Below are 18,165 nucleotides of genomic sequence, written 5' to 3'. Positions count from 1 at the left end.
AATCAAATTGTTAAGAAGTTGGTAAACGCACAGTAAAACAACTACCAACTCCTAATTGACTCATAACACTAATTAATCCACCGTGATTTTGGGCGATCGCTTGAGCGATCGCCAGTCCTAAACCAGAACCACCAGACCAATAAGAACGAGACTGATCTGCTCGCCAAAAACGCTCAAAAACCTTGTCGATATACTCTGGTGCTATTCCCACACCTGTATCTTGCACGTTGACATAAAGCTGGGAACCGACACGACTGGTTTTAATTTCTACTACGCCTCCCGATGGTGTGTAGTAAAGGGCGTTTTCAATTAAATTAGTAAATAGTCGCGTTAATTGAACTAAATCACCTATTAGCTGAAGATTAGCAATTAATTGAAATTTCAAGTTAATTTTTTTGCCTTCAGCTTGAGGTTTATACAGTTGTATTAGGTTCTCTAATATTGACATTAAATTGAGAGTATCCCTATTTTGATTGGAAACTTTATCAGTGCGTGCTAACATCAGTAAGTCTTCAGTAAGGCGAGTCATCTGGTTAGTAGCGTTAGCGATCGCCTGAAACTTTTCTGCATCTTTTGGCCCGATTTCTTCTGGATATTCTAACGGTAACTCAGCATTAATTTTGATCGCCATTAACGGACTGCGTAGTTCGTGGGAAGCATCAGCGGTAAACTGTTTGAGCCTTTCAAAACTCTCCTCAATAGGTTGCATTGCTTGACGAGTTAGGAAAATTCCGCCAATACTACTCAGAACTAAAGTTACAATAATCCCACCACCTAATCCCAAGTCTAGTTTTTGGAGGGTTTCATCAAATTCTTCTAAAGATTGACTCACCCTAACATACCCAACTAGCTGACCATTATCGCTAGCAATAATTGGTACAGTTACTACTTGGATAGGAATTTTACCAGTCTGAAATTGTACTATTTTGTTTGGTAAAAAAGGTAAAGTTAAAACAGTTTTTCCTTGTTGGTTAATCAAATTTCCTTGAGTATCAAACCACTGCAAAGCTTGATGATAAGCAATTAAGTCTTGTGGACGAAAATCACTTTCAACCGTTAGGCGACCTTTTTCAAATTCTACATTTGCAGCTGCACCTTTCCCTATAGCTAAGAGTTTATCTGTGATTTGCTCATTCAGGCTACGAGTGAAAGCAAATCGGACTGCGATCGCAAATATTCCCAGTAGCGATGCAAATACAACTAAGTAAGACAACAATAAACGATATCTGATTCTTTGAAACACATTATTTCCGCCATAAATTTGTTAGTTTCCATTTGCAAAACTGATAACTTTTAATATTTTACTTGTGTCCTAAACGATAACCAATGCCATAAATATTTTCAATCAAGTCTTCTGAACTTCCAGATGCTCTAAGTTTATTCCGCAAATTTGTAATATGAGTTTTAATACTTCCTTCTCCCGAAGATTTATCAAAATCCCACAGTTTATCAAGAATTGCCGAACGACTTATAACTTGATTTGGGTTTTTCAAAAAATATTCTAATATCATATATTCTTTAGGAGTTAATAATATGATGTTTCCTGCATAAGTAACTTGTTGAGTTGCTGGGTCTAGTTGCAAATCACCGTGGATTAAAATCTGGGGGCGAATTTCTGGAGTTCTTCGAGCTAAAGCCCTGATGCGTGCTGCTAACTCTTTTAATTCAAATGGCTTAACCAAATAATCATCAGCACCAGCATCGAGTCCGATAATTTTGTCAGCTGTTGTATCTCGTGCCGTCAGCATTAAAATCAGAACATTAGATGAAGCGGCGCGTAAACGCTGACATAGAGTAATTCCATCTAATTTAGGAAGCATTAAATCTAATAAAATTAGCTCATATAATGCTGATTGCGACCATTCCCAAGCTGCCAACCCATCAGTTGTTATATCCACAATATGGTGTTGTCGTCTTAAAAATTCGGCTAATGGCTTCGCAATGCGATCGTCATCTTCTACTATCAAAATTCTCATAATGCTCCACCTTTAAATTATTAGGGCTTTCTAACACGATCAAAGGTTATCTTATCTACAAGATTAAGCTTAATTTTTTTATCATATATTCTTAACTTTAGCTTAATATGACCTGATTAATGTTTCGTATGAGCGATCAAAATATGCGACACCAATCAAGGTGATTCATAAAACAATAAATTCCTAAATTAAATAGTTACTTCAACAGGGGTAACAACAAATAGAGGAATTTAAACTTTTGCTATTTAGTAACCGAATACCTTTGTAACCAAATACATTTCATAACTTATCGTATTGTTTTAGTTTAGTAAAATTTGGCTCTATTGCTGTTGATTCATAACGCTAATAACCACAAGCCTAGAACAATACATAGGGTACTTTTTCAGCAAAGGAAATAAATAGGATGACTCGATTTAGCAATTCTCATCTACCTACTGTTTTTAAAGCAGTAATTTTTAGCACAGTTATTTTATCAGGACAGACATTTTTACAATTTAATAACTCAGCAGCAACAGCAGCCAGCCTTTACCAACATGTATTGCTCTTATCAGTAGATGGACTACATGATGCTGACATCGACGATCCTTTGCTTCAACCTTATTTATCGAATATTAAGAATTTGCAAGCGAATGGTGTTACTTACACTAACGCCTTTACCAGTACACCCTCGGATTCTTTTCCTGGTGAATTGAACTACTTAACAGGAGCAAGTCCAAAAACTACAGGGGTTTATTACGACAATTCATATAGTCGCTCATTATTAAGTCAAATCGGGAGTCCTACTGGTACTGGAGTTCTATTTGATGAAAGTATTGATAAAAACCCAAATCTTATTAGTGGAGGTGGTGATTTTGGAAAAGGTAGCATTGATTCAAGTAAGTTGCCTGTAGACAGCACCGGAAAACCGATTTATCCTCATAACTACCTGAATGTTAATACAATTTTTGAGGTAGCTCATGATGCCGGGTTACACACCGCATTTATTGATAAACATCCTGCCTATGACCTTGCTAATGGGCCTTCAGGCAAAGGTATTGATGACTTTTATGCTCCAGAAATCAATGCTAAAGTAGCTTTGGAGAACGGCAAATTAGTCGATCAATCAACAGCCCAAAATCCTAGCAATCTCACATTTAAAACGACAACTAAAAGCACTAGTCTTACAGAAGCTTATGATGATTTGAAGGTAAATGCGCTTTTAAACCAAATAGCTGGTAAGAATTCTCAAGGAACGACTACTCCGGGAAATCCTGCTATTTTTGGCATGAATTTTCAAGCTCTTAGCGTCGCCCAGAAAGATGCTACCAGTAATGGTGGAATTGCTGCTGATGGAACACCTTCACCAGGATTGATTGACGCCTTAAAACATACAGATGCTAGTATCGGGAACATAGTTAATGCATTGAAGCAACAAAATTTGTTTGATTCAACATTAGTGGTCTTGACAGCAAAACACGGTCAAAGTCCCCGTGAGGGAACAGCTACCCTAATTTCTGAAAACACATTTACAGATGTTTTAGAAAAAGCTGGGATTACCGTAAATCATGCAACACAAGATGATGTTGGGTTGTTTTGGCTTGCAGATCAAAGCCAAGCTGATACTGCGGCAACTCTTTTAAAAAATCTCAAAAATCCGGCGATTAATGAGGTGTTATCTGGTGATGCACTACAACAAGCAGGCTTTGGCAATCCGTTGTCAGATGACCGGACACCAGATTTCATTATCAAATTGAATCCTGGATATGTGATTTCAGATGGTACAAAAAGGGCTGAACATGGGGGTTTTTCAGATGACGATACCCATGTTGGATTGATTGCTGCTAGCGGGATTTTAGCTTCTGGACTCAAAGGTACAATCCAAACGCAGACGGTAAAAACAACTCAAGTAGCTGTTACGGCTTTAGATGCGTTGGGGTTAAATCCTGATTTATTACAGGGTGCGGTGAAGGAAGGTACTAAAAAATTACCAGGGTTAGGAATTTCTGATGCCCGTGCAGTTCCAGAGCCAAATACAAGTCTTGGCTTGTTATCTTTTATGGGCTTGATGTTAACTGTCTCTCTATGGAGGCAACGCAAGCAACTCCGTTAAGTGTTGAAGATTAGCTTTTTTAACCTGATCTGTATAATCTGTTTTTTCTCTCATCTCTCTGTGCCTCTGCGGTTTAAAAGTAATTGATTTAACCACAGAGGCGCAGAGAACACAGAGTAAGGAGATTGAAGGGGAATTTTTTTCCTAATTCCTAATTTTCTGATAAAGAGTATCTCGTTGTTGGTAAGGTCTTCCTAAAGAAGCGATCGCAGTTTGCAAAGTTTCCACTTCCATACACGTACCACCCAAAGCACCTGCCATTGTGGTAATATGCTCCTCCATCAATGTGCCGCCGATATCGTTGCAACCCCAAGCTAAGGATTCTGTTGCACCTGCAAGCCCCAGTTTTACCCAACTCTGCTGATGGTTGGGAATCCAATTACCTAAATAAATCCGCGCCACAGCTCCTAATAGCAGTGCATCACTTAAAACTGGTTGATCGCGTCCGACACGACGACGTAAGGATTTGGGTGCTTCTTGACCAACGAAGGGTAATAAAATAAACTCTGTGATCCTGGCTGGATATCCCCGATTGATGGCGGTTTTTTGGAGCGATCGCAATTTTTCTAAATGCCCAATTTGCTGTTCGTGGGTTTCAATATGCCCAGATAACATGGTGCTGGTAGTATACAAGCCTAATTTGTGAGCGGTGCTGATAATTTCTAGCCAAGTGGCTGTGTCAATCTTTTCTGGACACAATATCCGCCTTACTTCATCGTCTAATACTTCAGCTGCTGTTCCCGGCATTGAGCCAACACCAGCATCGCGCAAAGCAGTAATCACCTCAGCATATTCCAGTCCGTCCAGTCTGGCGATAAATTGTACCTCTTGGGGAGAGAAAGCGTGTAAATGTATCTGGGGAAATTCCTGTTTAATGGTTTCTACGACTTTGAGATAATAGGGCAAAGATTTACCATTTATCAGTGCTTGTGGATTTAATCCCCCCTGCATACAGATTTCTGTCGCACCCCGTTTTACTGCATCTGTCGCTTTTTCCAAAATTTGCGCCGAATCTAACCAGTAGGCATCGGCATCACCATCATCTCGACGGAATGCACAAAAACTACAGTGCTGCTCACAAATATTAGTAAAGTTAATATTACGGTTAATTATGTAGGTGACAGTATCGCCTGCTTGAGTGTGGCGGAGTGTATCGGATGTAGTACATATTGCTGCGATCGCCTCTGGTTCTGTTTGTTGTAACAATACCACTCCCTCTTCGGGGGATAAGTCATATCCCATCAAAGCACGTTCAAGAATTGTTTCAAACGCAATTTTTATCAGCATTACTTTCTTAATTTCTTGGTAAATCTTAATTTTATGAGCTTGTAAATAATAAAATTCTACTTAATAAATATACCAATTCTCGAAAATTCCAAGCTCAAACATAAATTTTACCTTTAAAGCTCTTGCAATAGCTTACCTTGTCCGATTACACTACTTTTTATAGTCTATACAACCCATTAACAAAAAAAATAGTGTGGTTTAACCACAACTATTTTGATTAAGTAACCTATATCTTTGTATTAGCAGGAATCTTTAGTACAACTCTGATATTACTAATTTGTCTTTGCTTGTGGTTTTCGTCGATGTTGTATTAGCAATCCAATCGCCATACCAATACCGACAAAGGCTGTAAAGTAGAATAAACCAATCAATCGGATGTAAATTGGTGGTGCGATCGCTTCAACTTCAACTTCTTGCGCTATTTTCACTGGTGCAAATTGACGGCTAGATCCTGGTAGAGGAGTGGCTTCCACCTCGATTTTGTGGGGTGAACCATCAAAAAATTGTTCAAGCCATATTAACTTCCCTTGTTCGTCGGGAATACCTTTGTAGTCAAAGACTGTTAAATTGTGTTCTGTAGCGATCGCTTTTACTTGCAAAGCTACATCTGTTATAGGCTGTCCGGTTTCAGCATCTTTCACCTGTAACCCTAAATTCGCAAGTTTTCCGACAGTTGCGTTTTTATCTCCCTCAAGGTTAATTTCTAATCCCTGAGATTTTTGAGATGATGGTGCAACGGCTTCGGTACTATTTAAGCTATGTCCACTGCCATGAGCTTCCGCAACTTCTGCACTAATGTTGATAACTATTAGAGTTATTATAGCCACTACAGTTAATGCACTTAATAAAAGGCGGACTGACTGTGGTGCAATTTCTCCTTGTTGTAGTTCTTCTTGTCCACCAATAACCCAACCGCCCAACAATCCAAGTGACAGTAAAATAGCTGCAATAATAACAAAATATTTATATTTTATTGGATTTTCGCGGACATTTAGATTTAAAGTTTGTTCATAAGCAGCAAAGGTATTTGTTACCAAAGGTGATACTTTAACTAACAGTTTATAATTACCACGGATGGGTAACATCTGCTGAATTTCTAGCTTACCATCAGGTGCAGTAGCATTCATTTGCAACAATTTTGTCCCCTCAACAATGGGGAAATCTGTTGTTAACCAAGGATTACGTGGCGGTGTCAGAATTTGTAAACTAATTTTGGCATTTGCTAAAGATTTACCCGCAGCATCAACAGCTTGCAATGTCAGTTTAACGGGAGATTGTGGTTTTTCTGCCTCTGCTTCAAAGGGAAGAATACGTTCTAAAGGTGGGTTGGTGGAAAGCAAGACTCTGGATGTAGGAATTTGGGAACTTACCACAAAGGAATAAAGAACTGACAAAGTAATACAAATAGCACTGATAACTCCAAAAAGCCGATATTTTTTCATAAAAGCTTACGGTAAATGTGAAACTTATCTAATTTCTACAACTGAAACTTTCATAGTAATGGATGAAAGTTACTCCAGATTATTATTAAGCATAAAAATTCTAGCCAACGAATTAGTCAGATATCATCTTAAATTAAGGTGATGTAGAGATGATAAACAAAGCATCTCTACAAAACCTAAAAGTTATTTACCAGCAAAAACACTGGCGCGAAATCCGCGTTATTTTAGCGTCAAAGCTTCATGCACCTAAAAATCTTGGGATTATGATAATTTAGTGACATGCAACGCCTAATGTGTGGTGACGCGCTGAGTGTGCTGTGTTATGAACCGCAGGATAGGTGGAGAACAAAACAGTCCAGATAACTAAAGAAGATAGCATCATATAAAGTGTTACCTGCACAGGTTTGGATAAGGTAATACCTGCGGTCTTCTGCAATAGTGAAATATGAGAAAAAGTAGTCATTTTTGACCTCCTAATAATAAATTTGGGTAATTCATCAATCAAAGGGCATAACGCCGCTTGATTGCAAAAAGATATACCATCAACTTTGTATTTGACAAGTGTGTATCAAATGTCTTGTGTAATTCGACTTTAGTGAATACTATACTATCCTTTGACATTCGCTGATCGCGATGCAGAAATCTACACAGAAAGTCCATACAAATAACAAAAGAATGACACATGGTTTTGAGTGATGGCATTTTCAGCGCTGCTAACACGAAGGTAACAGATAAAAATTAAAAATTCTCATATTACCAAGCATTCAAGATTCCTTGAAGAAACGTGATTTATGTTATCCCTAAACCAATTAAATACACTACAGATTAACAACAGTTTCTTGCTCGCGTCTATATTCAAGGTGCTATTATACTCATTGTTTATACTCTAAGTACTGCTGAAGCAATCAGCATATCAGGAATAGGTATGAACCAGTTAGTTTTATTTAAACATTATTTATACATAACTAAACGTATAAATACAGTTAAAATTAAGAAAATATTGCGAGAGTTTTTAGAGCTTGATCTAGATTTAACAACTTAACTGACAATTTATAAGCACTTAAAAATTATTGACAATAATTATTAATTCCTCTAATATCTAAAAGCAATTGCAAAAGATTTGCAATTCTTTTTTGGTGCTAACTGTAACTAAATGTCATGCCCAACAACTTCGCTCTAAGTAACGGAAAACCTTGGAGCCGCCGTCAATTGTTGAAGCTGGGCCTAGCCGGTGCTGGAATAACTGGTGCCGCTGGACTTTGGCAGATGCTAAATCTACAAAGTAAGTCAATCGTTAAAGTGCCACCATTCGATAGGTCAGCACCAGACGATGTTACTAACCCAATGAAGATGTTAAGGGATTTTGATTATGGGACGGTGAAGCAAGAAAATGGGCGGACTATCCGGGAATTTCAGTTAACTGCTGGGTCTTCCATCATAAAACTCAATAGTGTTGTCTCTTACAACATCTGGGATTTAAACGGTCGCATACCAGGGCCAACGCTACGGGCCAAACAGGGCGATCGCATCCGGGTACTATTTCTCAATAATGCGGGACATTCTCACTCTTTGCATTTTCATGGCGTTCATCCCGCAGAAATGGATGGTGTTCGCCCAATCAGCAATGGTAATGCCACAATCTACGAATTTGATGCTGAACCTTATGGCGTTCATTTATACCACTGCCATATTGAACCAGTCACCCGCCACATCGCTAAGGGACTGTACGGAATGTTTATCATCGATCCACCGACTCCCCGTCCCCCGGCTGATGAAATCGTACTAGTGATGGGTGGGTATGACGTGAATGATGATAGCCATAATGACTATTACGCCTTCAATGGTCTGCCCCACTATTACATGCATAACCCGATTCAGATTTACAAAGATCAGTTGATTCGGCTGTATGTCCTCAACATCATTGAATACGATCCGGCAGTGACGTTTCATCTCCACGCCAACTTCTTTGATGTCTATCGCTATGGCATGACTATGACTCCTAGCGAGAAAGCAGATGTGATTACGATGGGTGTCGCAGAAAGGCACATCTTAGAGTTTGCTTTTCGTTACCCAGGTAAGTATATGTTCCATCCCCATCAAGATGCGATCGCAGAAAACGGTTGCATGGGTCAATTTGAAGTACTTACTGAGAGCAACTCTCAAAATCCTCTTAAGAGTTCCTGACGATATTATTTAATTAATTTATTAAAGTTTAGGTAAGTAGTTGATAAAAAATCGCATTATATGCAACAGTAAAATCTATGACAATCTGTCAAACAAACTACTTTCTAGTAATAGTTTGAAATGTTTCAATTAATACCTTTAAAGTTCTGTGAGGAGAAAAGATGATAAAACTTCGTTATATCTGTTTAACAGCAGCAGCAGCTGTAATAGTTAGCTTGAGTTCCTGTAGTGGTACACCAACCGCAGAAAATCCATCAGCACCAGTTACTAGCCCTCCAGCCACAGAGGCAGTAAGTAATAGCAGTCATAGTGGTCACGGTGGCAAAGAAAAAATTAACATTAACACTGCTATATTGTCAGAATTGGATAAGTTTGAAGCCAAACTAGGTGTTCCGGCTTTATCGAACAAAATCCAGGCAAGTCGTCCTTATGGTAGCCCAGAAGATTTAGTTACTAAAAAAGTAATTACTCAAGAACAGTTCGACCAAATTAAGGATCAAGTTGGTGTTCAGGAAGTGGTACTCGCAGGTGAGGCAAAAGATGTTGACTATATGTCTAAATTAGGCTTAATGAAAGGGCATCTTTTAGTAGCACGAGAACTTCTGGATCAGAATCAGCCGAAACAGGCAGAACCTCATATTGGGCATCCAGTTGAGGAGATTTACGTTGATGTAGAAGAACAATTAAATGAGCGCAAAGTCAAAGAATTTAAGACAACTTTGGTAAGTTTGCAAGATTTAGTGAAATCTAGTCCGAAAGATAGCAAAGTTAAAACTAATTTTACCTCTTCAGTGCAAGCAGTTGATGGAGCGATCGCAGCTTTGCCAGAAGCTCAACGCTCAAAACCAGGATTTGTGCTACAGGTAATTAACGAACTACTAGATTCAGCCAACTCCGAATATGGTGCGGCGATCGCAAATGGTAAAGTAGCCGCGCCAATTGAGTATCAAGACTCCCGTGGTTTTGTCTTTTACGCCAATGAATTATACAAAGGAATTTCTAGTCAAGTAGCTCAAGCAGATCCCGAAGCACACAAAGCGATCGACACTAGTTTTACTGAACTAATAAAAGTTTGGCCCGCCGCCATCCCACCAGCAAAAGCAGTCAAAACACCTAATGATGTTACCAAACTGGTGAAAACCATTGAGGAAAACTCTCAAAAAGTGGTTGACAAATCCAATACCCAAGCACAGCGATAACACTTTAATTTAATGGGAAGTATAGGTTAAGGAGTTTAAAATAGTTAGAAGTTAAGAGTTAGGAGTTATGAATTATGAGTTATGAATCTCAAACTACTAACTCTTAACTTCCAACTCCTCACTCCTAACTAATTACACTCCCTTCGTTACTTTAACTAACAACTGATGCAAGAACTTGACCATAAAAAGACTATTGACCTGCTGAACGCCATCATGGAATTTGAACTAGCAGGGGTAGTGCGCTACACACATTATTCTTTGATGGTAACTGGCCCTAACCGTATTCCAATTGTGGCTTTTTTCAAAGCGCAGGCAAGTGAATCTTTACTTCATGCCGAACAAGTGGGAGAAATTCTCACCGGTTTAGATGGGCATCCCTCCCTGAAAATCGCCCCAATGGAAGAAACCTACCAGCATAAAGTCAAGGATATCTTGGAAGAAAGCTTATCCCATGAAAAAAAGGCATTGGAACTGTATAAAACATTGCTCGAAACTGTCACCAATGCCAGCATTTACCTTGAAGAATTCGCTCGCGGTATGATTGGACAAGAAGAGATGCATAATCTCGAACTGAAAAAGATGCTACGCGATTTTAGCTAATAGTCATTAGTCCTTAGTCATTAGTCATTAGTCATTGGTTATTAGTCAAAAAAATTCAAAGGACAACTGACAAAAGACAAAGGACTAATGACAAAGGACAAAAGACAAAGGACAAAAGATGAATTTTAGTACTGCTCTACCTACTTTTGTAATAACACTTCGAGAAGGAGTGGAAGCTGCCCTTGTTGTTGGCATTGTGCTAGCTTTGCTGAAAAAAGCCAAACAATCTCGACTCAATTCTTGGGTATATGCTGGTGTCGGCGTTGGCATTGTCGTCAGTGCCTTAATAGGTGTGCTATTCAGTTGGGTAATTCAAGTACTGGGAGCAGCGAATCCTCAATACACCACCGTAGTTGAGCCAGCGCTAGAAGGTGTGTTTAGTGTATTAGCGATCGCAATGCTCAGTTGGATGCTAATCTGGATGACTAAACAAGCCAGATTCATGAAAGCTACAGTTGAGGGAGCAGTAACAGAAGCGCTGACACAAAACTCAAATGCTGGCTGGGGTGTTTTTACTTTAATTTTAATTGCCGTTGTCCGCGAAGGCTTTGAAACTGTTCTCTTCGTTGCAGCTAATTTTCAACAGGGATTAATGCCAGCCTTGGGTGCTATTGCTGGTTTGGTAGCGGCAACTGCTATTGGAGTGCTGCTATTTAAATGGGGTGTCAAAATTAACATCCGCCAGTTTTTCCAGGTAATGGGCGTTTTATTAGTGTTGATTGTCGCTGGGTTGGTAGTTTCAGCTTTGAAACACTTTGACGAAGCCGTAGGGAATCTTGCCCTGAGCAGTCGTGCCACAGAAAATCTTTGTTTTTATTACGAACGCTTTACTAAAGTCCACTCCTGTATTTTGGGGCCAATGGTTTCCAATACTTCCACAATCTTACCTGACGAACAGTTTCCTGGCATTATTCTCAAATCTTTATTTGGCTATAGAGACAATCTCTATCTTGTGCAAGCAGTGGGATACGTAGGATTTTTACTCACCATTGGAGGACTGTATTTCCGCAGCCTTGGGAGTGCTTCTTCTGAAGGTAAAAAGAGTGTCCCTTTTGGTCAAAAACCAATTAGTTCTGCAAAAGATTAAAAGCAAAGTCAGTTACCTCGTTTGCAGTCTCCCGTATTCCCAGTCTATGACTGGGAATCACCTTTAGGATAGCTACGCTAATGTCAATTCAGAAGTAGCTGCCTTAGTTAAAGTCACAGTTAATATTTTTGCCATTGTAATTGAAAACATTTGTATTCAATTAATACCAATTTTAAAAAAAACAATGCAACAATTCAATTATTTGTAGAGACGCGATTCATCGCGTCTTTAGCCAAGAATGTGTTGCAATCATTAATTGAATTGGGATAATCAAAAAAGGAAATGAGCAAAATTTTTATATTAAATTCCTTACTGTTACTTTCTCAAATACCCAATCAAGAAGCAAAATTTTTAGATTTAAAAAATAAATTAGAAAAAAAAGGGTTTCAGGTAATCATTGCGCTACCACCAAAGCGAGGAGCTTATGGGTTACTAAGAGAAACTGACAAAAAAATCTGGATTAATCCCGTAGTGTTTGAATTACATATTGGAACTCAAACACTAATCCATGAAACTGTTCATGCAGCCCAGGTATGTGCCGGAAAAGGAAAAATAAAAGCTTTAGGTTTAGACATTCAACCAAGCAATTATGCTCGACCATTTTTTAGACGCTATACTGATGTTAAACGACAAGATTTAGAAAAAGAAGCCTATGCAGTCCAAACTCAACCTAACAGTTTTGAATTAGCTATATCTCTTCTTCAACAACACTGTAAATAGCTACTATGTGCCCTATGGTGCAAGCAACGCTTGCTTAAGCTGCTGACAAGCCTTTTCAATTGCATCTATACTACCTGGATTCACCAAACCAAAATAATCAAACACATAGACTCGGTGATTTTTAGTTGCTTGCAATTGCTGCCAAAAAGCTTCTTTTTTCAAAGAATCTAAAAGCGCCGCTTCCGAATTTCCTTGTGGAGGATTAACTAAAATTATCACCTCTGGATTTGCTTCTAAAACTTTCTCCGCAGAAAGCGTCACATAGCCACCAACTGGACTTTTTCCTTGTAAATCTCCTGCTATATTTTTCGCCTGGAACTTCGCCAGCAAATCCCCTGCCCAACTGTTTTTGTTCGGCGCTAAAATTGGTTGACGACTAACCAGTGCTAGAGTGGAAGGACTCTGAGTTGGCTTATCTGGCAAGAAAGTTTTATAACGATTTAACAAAGGCTGAGGATCAGCATTAATTAACCCAGCCAGTTTTTTAGTAAGTTCTTCTAGAGATTCCCAGCTATTCACCTTAGTGAGCAAAGTTTGAATTCCTAGCTGCCGAATTTTTTGAATTGGAATGTTAGAAAAACCTTCAGCACCAATAACTAAATCTGGTTTTAGCGCTACTACTTTCTCTAAATTTGGCGGACTTTGGCCTTCGCTAACGCGGGGAATATCCTTGAATCTTGAGTCATTCTTAAATAATTTACTACCAGTGATTCCAACAATTTTTGTTTCATCGAGTCGAGAGATGATATCAGCAGAAAGAGAAGAAAGAGCAACAACTCTTTTTGCCGATCCTTTTGGTAATTGCTGAGAGTTCGGACTAGTAACCTCAGTGGTATTTTCCACTTTGGTTTGTGGTTGCTGAGTATTTGCAGTGGTGCAAGCAACTAAAACTATACTCAACAAAATTGCTAAAGCAGATAAGAGCCAACGACGATGCATATTAAAATTCCTTATATGACTTAACTAGTGACAACATAGCCATATCACCTGTTGAATAAGGGATAGAGAATGAAAACCACGCTGAAAATGAGTCGTTTTTGAGGCTTGACCGCCATCTATATATAGGAAAAGATTATACTACGGCAAATTTACGTATAATAATTATAATTAAGCGTCACACCAAGCCCGATCGTCACGAACAGTTCCTTCATGGCCCAGAACATCTACGACGACCAATTCTTCTTTGAAGCATACGCTCAACTTCCCCGATCAATACATGGCTTGGCCTGCGAGGTAGTGGTAAATAGAAAGAAAGGCTGGCTTTTTACCAATTTGAAGAAAATTTGACAATTATTAATGTAATTTTTCCAATCTCCAGTTAAACTTACTTCGTCTCCATCCAATTGTCACCGACACGCGCATCTACTAGCAACGGCACACTCAACTGCACTGCATTTTCCATCACCGACTTAATTTGCAGTTGTAATTCTTCCCACTCATTAGGGGGGATTTCAAACACTAATTCATCGTGAACTTGCAATAACAAACGCGCTTCATAGTTTTTCAAAACCTCATGCAATCTCACCATTGCAATTTTGATAATATCAGCGTTGGAACCTTGAATTGGTGCATTAGCCGCAGAGCGTAATAAACCCGCATCAAAAGCACCCAAATTCTTCAACTTGCTCAGATCGATATCTTCAGGATTACTGCCTTTTAATTTACGTAAACTGTTATTAGTAAAGTCAAAATAACGACGGCGACCGAAAATAGTTTCTACATAACCAAGAGCGATCGCTTCTTTTTTCACTCGCTCCAAATATGCAAAAACTTTCGGATATCGTTCATTAAACCGCTTAATGAACTCGTTGGCAATGTTTTTATCTATTCCAGTTGAGCGCGAAAACCTGAGAGAACCCATCCCATAAATCACACCAAAATTGATAGTTTTAGCCATCCCTCGTTCTTCTGATGTGATATTTTCTTTTTCAAACACTAATCGTGCGGTAACAGTGTGAACATCTTCATTTTGCTGATATGCTTGCACTAATATCGGCTCTTGGCTCAAATGAGCTAAAATCCGCAGTTCAATTTGTGAGTAATCAGCAGCCACCATTAACCAACCAGCTTCAGGCAAAAATGCCTTCCGAATTTGGCGACTAAAAGCTGTACGAATAGGGATATTTTGTAAATTTGGATTAGAAGAAGATAACCTACCCGTTGATGTTGCTGCTTGATTAAAATCAGTATGCACCCGCTGGGTATCTGGACGCACCAATGCAGGTAATGCATCAACATAAGTAGACTTTAATTTAGATAGGGTGCGATACTCAATAATCGCCTCAACAAACCCAGTGTTATCATCTTCTTGGAGTCTTTCCAGAGTTGCTGCGTCTGTAGAAAATCCTGTTTGAATTTTACGAGAATGTCTAGTACTTAACCCCAATTTTTCAAACAAGATTTGGCTCAATTGCTTAGGAGAACCCAAGTTAAAATTTTCCCCAGCTATTTCAGTTGCTTCCTCTTTTAACCTGGCTAACTCTGTTTCTAAATGCTGCGAAAGTTCTTGTAAATAAGCTGAATTAATCCGAACACCTGTATATTCCATTTGGGCTAAAACAGCTTCTAGTGGCTGCTCTACTTCCACTAATAGTTTAGACAAAGCTGGAAATTGCTCCAGTTCTTTACGCAATTTCGACACTAAACCAAAGGTAGAATAAGCATCCATCCCGCAGTAATCTGCGACGGCGGGAATATCTATATCAGCGATGGTTTTGCCTTTAGGAACTAAATCTAAATAACTTTTAGCTGTCAATCCCAAATATCGCTGCGACAAATCCATCAAATTATGACTTGAATCGGGATTTAGAATGTAACTTGCCAGCATGGGATCAAACACCACACCCGCCAAATTAATTCCTTGACACCTGAGAACTAAGCGGTCAAATTTGGCATTCTGTAAAGCTTTGGGATAATCAGCACTTTCGAGAATTGGGCGTAATGCTTCTAGCGCCAAATCTTTATGCAAATTTTCCCCAGTTTTGTGCCCCACAGGAATATAGGCTACTTCATCTGGTTCCGTTCCCCAACAACAACCAATTCCTACTAATTCAGCATCTCTTGGTTCTAAAGCGGTAGTTTCAGTGTCCCAAGCAACGGGTGTTTCTGGATTAGTGAATTTTTGCAAAAGTTTCACTAACTCAGTTAATTTGGCTTCGGTGTTTATGATGTGTGGTGTAATTGGAGAAGTAGATTGTTGTGGAACTGCGGCTGTATCACTAGCACTGAAAAACCACAAATCATTATCTTCATCAGCGTTGAATTCTAAGTTAGTATTGGGATTACTTACCTCTGTTTTGGCTTCTTGCTTTTCTTCAATTTTCCCACCAAAACGTTGCTGAAGGTCGTTTATCCTGCCTAAAAAAGACTTAAATTCTAATTTTTCTAAAATTGGTGATAAGACGCTTGTATCAAACCCTTTTAATTTGCATTTTTCTAAATCAAATTCTATAGGAACATCTAAAACTATGGTTGCCAAATAGCGAGACTTCTCGGCATCTTCTTTACCCGCTGCCAGTTTTTTCTGAGTTGCGCCTTTAATTTCATCTAACGCAGCATAAACATTCTCAAGTGAACCATAGGTATTGAGCAGTTGCACTGCTGTTTTTTCCCCAATTCCCTTGACACCAGGAATATTATCTGATTTATCACCACAAAGAGCTTTGAAATCAACAATTTGTGAAGGCAAAACGCCCATCTTCTCTTTTACTTGTTCTGCTTCAAATTCCGTGATGCTATTTGTAGAGCGCTTTAGGGCATCGGGACTAAAATTTAGAACAGTGATTTCTTTGTCAGAGTCGATTAGTTGAAATAAATCGCGATCGCCAGTGAGAATCTTCACCCTATAACCAGCCGCAGTGACTCGCTGTGCTAAGGTTCCCAAAACATCATCAGCCTCAAAACCAGGGGCAGTGAAAAAGGGTAGATTGAAGCCATTCAGCAACTCATGGAGATTTTCTAAGTCAGGAATAAAGTCTTCTGGCGTTTCCGGGCGATCGGCTTTATAAGTCTCGTCCGCTTCGTGGCGAAAAGTTGCCTCAGCCAAATCAAAAGCGATCGCCATTGCTTGAGGCTGTTGTGTTGCCATTACCTCCAGCAGACACTTCACAAAACCAAAACATATACTCGTAGGAATCCCTGCTTTAGTACGCAGTCCTCCATCTCGCCCTTTGGCGAAAGCAAAGTATGAACGATAAGCCAGCGAGTGCCCATCTACGAGGATGAACGTGGGGCGTGTTGCAGTTGCAGAAGTCAAAGTTTCAGACATAGCCCTATTTTAGCCAGAAGCTTTGTCACATAGTTAGCAATTTCAGATGCTTGTTCTACTTGGCTTTGGCGACAATAGCCCAGTTTTTGCGTACCAATTGCTCTTGAGTATGATTTTAGACGAATTTATATTTACGCATTTGCAACTTTAGTACGGAAGGCAAGTATAACCAACTTTTGGCAGAGATACCAGCTCAATTAAGTACGTGAGTATAAGCATAGTAACCAGATAGTAACTAGATCCCCAACTTATCACCAGAAGCCGGGGATCTATCTCCTGAGCGTTTTATATTTAATTAGGTTGACCTAGCTTACATCTCAGGAACCAACAAAAACTAGCTTAATATTTCGACATAATATTACCACTATCAAAACCTCTTGCCTTAATAAAACTTTATATGTACCAATCAAAAAGCCTATTTATCGAAGGAATTTGAACATAATAACTTTACATAAAGTTACGTGTATTCATCAAGACTACAAACAAAGTTTCAGAGTTAGAAATAGGTTAGTAATCCCGTAATGATTCGTTTCAGAAAGGCATCTTTTATCCATGACAACAAAACTATTCAACACTCTAGCTGCTGCCACAACCTTGGCAGGAATTGTTGCAACATCTGGAGCAGCTAATGCAGCTTCTCTCTCCTACACTAGTTCCACTAATTACGATTTCACAAATATCATTGATGCACCTCTGAGCGTCCAAAAATTTAACTCCTCTCTGGGTACACTCAAGGGTGTAACGATAAGTTTTACTGGCGACATACTTGGAGATGCAGGTTTTGAAAACAAGAGTCCAACCCCGACTCAGGTGACAGTAAATCTTGCTAGTCAACTCAGCTTAAAACTAAATAATCAGTCTCTGTTTGCGCTCAATCCACAAGATATATCCAGTTATCAAGCTGCTAAATATGACGGTAAGACTGATTATAGTGGCACCTCTGGAAAGACTATTTCTAACTTAACTGCCACACAATCTGCAACTCAGTCTTTCACCAATACCCAATTCTTGCAGTCTTTGACTGGTAATGGCGACATAGACTTTTTGTTCTCAGCTTTAGCCAACTCAGTAGTTACGGGTTCGGGCAACATGAGATCCTATATTGATACTTATGCCAAAGCAGGTATCAAAGTAACTTATGACTACGATGCTAAAGCAGTACCTGAATCCTCTGCCACACTTGGAATTGGTTTAATTGCTGGGCTTTGTTTGTTGTCACAACGCAAAAAAAGCTGGATCAAGATGTTTAATTAATAGACTTTCTTGAATAGGTAGATTTTTTCTATCTTATCTATCAACCAGGCTCTCTAATTA

The 18,165-nt window shown here is 39.1% G+C and carries 14 protein-coding genes; 7 read left to right on the top strand and 7 right to left on the bottom strand.

Going from position 1 to position 18,165, the window contains the following annotated elements; genetic code table 11:
• Positions 1–10: 10 nt before the first annotated feature.
• Positions 11–1,243 (bottom strand): sensor histidine kinase, encoded by a 1,233-nt coding sequence (locus CDG76_RS04475; RefSeq protein WP_094347821.1) that lies wholly within the window; start codon positions 1,241–1,243, stop codon positions 11–13.
• A 58-nt stretch (positions 1,244–1,301) separates the two neighbouring features.
• A complete protein-coding gene (locus tag CDG76_RS04470; protein ID WP_094347820.1) occupies positions 1,302–1,976 on the bottom strand; it encodes a response regulator transcription factor in 675 nt (224 codons plus the stop codon).
• 403 nt (positions 1,977–2,379) lie between these two features.
• Between CDG76_RS04470 and CDG76_RS04465 the strand changes: the two genes are divergently transcribed.
• A complete protein-coding gene (locus tag CDG76_RS04465) occupies positions 2,380–4,065 on the top strand; it encodes an alkaline phosphatase family protein (protein WP_094347819.1) in 1,686 nt (561 codons plus the stop codon).
• 144 nt (positions 4,066–4,209) lie between these two features.
• Here the strand turns inward: CDG76_RS04465 and cofH are convergent, their stop codons facing one another.
• The 3 genes from cofH to CDG76_RS04450 all read right to left on the bottom strand — a co-directional run bounded on the left by cofH (position 4,210) and on the right by CDG76_RS04450 (position 7,257).
• Positions 4,210–5,352, bottom strand: coding sequence for a 7,8-didemethyl-8-hydroxy-5-deazariboflavin synthase subunit CofH (gene cofH / locus CDG76_RS04460; protein ID WP_094347818.1), 1,143 nt, complete (start codon positions 5,350–5,352; stop codon positions 4,210–4,212).
• Between the two features lie 272 nt (positions 5,353–5,624).
• Entirely contained in the window at positions 5,625–6,794 is a 1,170-nt protein-coding gene (locus tag CDG76_RS04455; protein WP_094347817.1) for a hypothetical protein, read from the bottom strand.
• Positions 6,795–7,065: 271 nt separating this feature from the next.
• The gene (locus tag CDG76_RS04450; protein WP_094347816.1) at positions 7,066–7,257 is read right to left on the bottom strand and encodes a CbtB domain-containing protein; all 192 of its coding nucleotides are present in this window, start codon (positions 7,255–7,257) and stop codon (positions 7,066–7,068) included.
• 695 nt (positions 7,258–7,952) lie between these two features.
• On the opposite strand from CDG76_RS04450, the gene CDG76_RS04445 reads away from it, so the two are divergent.
• From CDG76_RS04445 to CDG76_RS04425, 5 genes are all read left to right on the top strand, one after another.
• Complete coding sequence (locus CDG76_RS04445) at positions 7,953–8,978, top strand: multicopper oxidase domain-containing protein (RefSeq protein ID WP_094347815.1); 1,026 nt, start codon at positions 7,953–7,955, stop codon at positions 8,976–8,978.
• Between the two features lie 161 nt (positions 8,979–9,139).
• Positions 9,140–10,177 carry a helix-hairpin-helix domain-containing protein gene (locus CDG76_RS04440; protein ID WP_094347814.1) on the top strand — a complete coding sequence of 346 codons (1,038 nt, stop codon included), beginning with the start codon at positions 9,140–9,142 and terminating at the stop codon, positions 10,175–10,177.
• A gap of 165 nt (positions 10,178–10,342) precedes the next feature.
• Positions 10,343–10,777 (top strand): ferritin-like domain-containing protein, encoded by a 435-nt coding sequence (locus tag CDG76_RS04435; RefSeq protein WP_094347813.1) that lies wholly within the window; start codon positions 10,343–10,345, stop codon positions 10,775–10,777.
• A 118-nt stretch (positions 10,778–10,895) separates the two neighbouring features.
• A complete protein-coding gene (locus tag CDG76_RS04430) occupies positions 10,896–11,864 on the top strand; it encodes an FTR1 family iron permease (RefSeq protein WP_094347812.1) in 969 nt (322 codons plus the stop codon).
• A 282-nt stretch (positions 11,865–12,146) separates the two neighbouring features.
• Positions 12,147–12,584, top strand: a complete 438-nt coding sequence (locus CDG76_RS04425) for a hypothetical protein (RefSeq protein ID WP_094347811.1) — start codon at positions 12,147–12,149, stop codon at positions 12,582–12,584.
• 12 nt (positions 12,585–12,596) lie between these two features.
• Here CDG76_RS04425 and CDG76_RS04420 read toward each other — a convergent pair whose 3' ends face one another.
• Entirely contained in the window at positions 12,597–13,523 is a 927-nt protein-coding gene (locus CDG76_RS04420) for an ABC transporter substrate-binding protein (RefSeq protein ID WP_094347810.1), read from the bottom strand.
• Between the two features lie 385 nt (positions 13,524–13,908).
• Positions 13,909–16,851: a DNA polymerase I gene (polA, locus tag CDG76_RS04415; RefSeq protein WP_094347809.1), complete on the bottom strand. Its 2,943-nt coding sequence runs from the start codon at positions 16,849–16,851 to the stop codon at positions 13,909–13,911.
• A 552-nt stretch (positions 16,852–17,403) separates the two neighbouring features.
• Between polA and CDG76_RS04410 the strand changes: the two genes are divergently transcribed.
• Entirely contained in the window at positions 17,404–18,105 is a 702-nt protein-coding gene (locus tag CDG76_RS04410; RefSeq protein WP_094347808.1) for a choice-of-anchor E domain-containing protein, read from the top strand.
• Positions 18,106–18,165 lie beyond the last annotated feature (60 nt).

Origin of the sequence: Nostoc sp. 'Peltigera membranacea cyanobiont' 210A (genome assembly GCF_002246015.1) — a bacterium.
Lineage (GTDB): Bacteria > Cyanobacteriota > Cyanobacteriia > Cyanobacteriales > Nostocaceae > Nostoc.
Note: the sequence above shows the minus strand (reverse complement) of the source record. Positions and strands in the feature narration are given on the sequence as shown.

Excerpts from the sequence above, each read along its gene's own strand:
- CDG76_RS04440 (WP_094347814.1), top strand. The coding sequence starts at position 9,140 with ATGATAAAACTTCGTTATATCTGTTTAACAGCAGCAGCAGCTGTAATA.
- cofH (WP_094347818.1), bottom strand. The coding sequence starts at position 5,352 with ATGCTGATAAAAATTGCGTTTGAAACAATTCTTGAACGTGCTTTGATG.
- CDG76_RS04445 (WP_094347815.1), top strand. The coding sequence starts at position 7,953 with ATGCCCAACAACTTCGCTCTAAGTAACGGAAAACCTTGGAGCCGCCGT.
- CDG76_RS04420 (WP_094347810.1), bottom strand. The coding sequence starts at position 13,523 with ATGCATCGTCGTTGGCTCTTATCTGCTTTAGCAATTTTGTTGAGTATA.
- CDG76_RS04410 (WP_094347808.1), top strand. The coding sequence starts at position 17,404 with ATGACAACAAAACTATTCAACACTCTAGCTGCTGCCACAACCTTGGCA.
- polA (WP_094347809.1), bottom strand. The coding sequence starts at position 16,851 with ATGTCTGAAACTTTGACTTCTGCAACTGCAACACGCCCCACGTTCATC.
- CDG76_RS04465 (WP_094347819.1), top strand. The coding sequence starts at position 2,380 with ATGACTCGATTTAGCAATTCTCATCTACCTACTGTTTTTAAAGCAGTA.
- CDG76_RS04450 (WP_094347816.1), bottom strand. The coding sequence starts at position 7,257 with ATGACTACTTTTTCTCATATTTCACTATTGCAGAAGACCGCAGGTATT.
- CDG76_RS04455 (WP_094347817.1), bottom strand. The coding sequence starts at position 6,794 with ATGAAAAAATATCGGCTTTTTGGAGTTATCAGTGCTATTTGTATTACT.
- CDG76_RS04470 (WP_094347820.1), bottom strand. The coding sequence starts at position 1,976 with ATGAGAATTTTGATAGTAGAAGATGACGATCGCATTGCGAAGCCATTA.
- CDG76_RS04430 (WP_094347812.1), top strand. The coding sequence starts at position 10,896 with ATGAATTTTAGTACTGCTCTACCTACTTTTGTAATAACACTTCGAGAA.
- CDG76_RS04425 (WP_094347811.1), top strand. The coding sequence starts at position 12,147 with ATGAGCAAAATTTTTATATTAAATTCCTTACTGTTACTTTCTCAAATA.
- CDG76_RS04435 (WP_094347813.1), top strand. The coding sequence starts at position 10,343 with ATGCAAGAACTTGACCATAAAAAGACTATTGACCTGCTGAACGCCATC.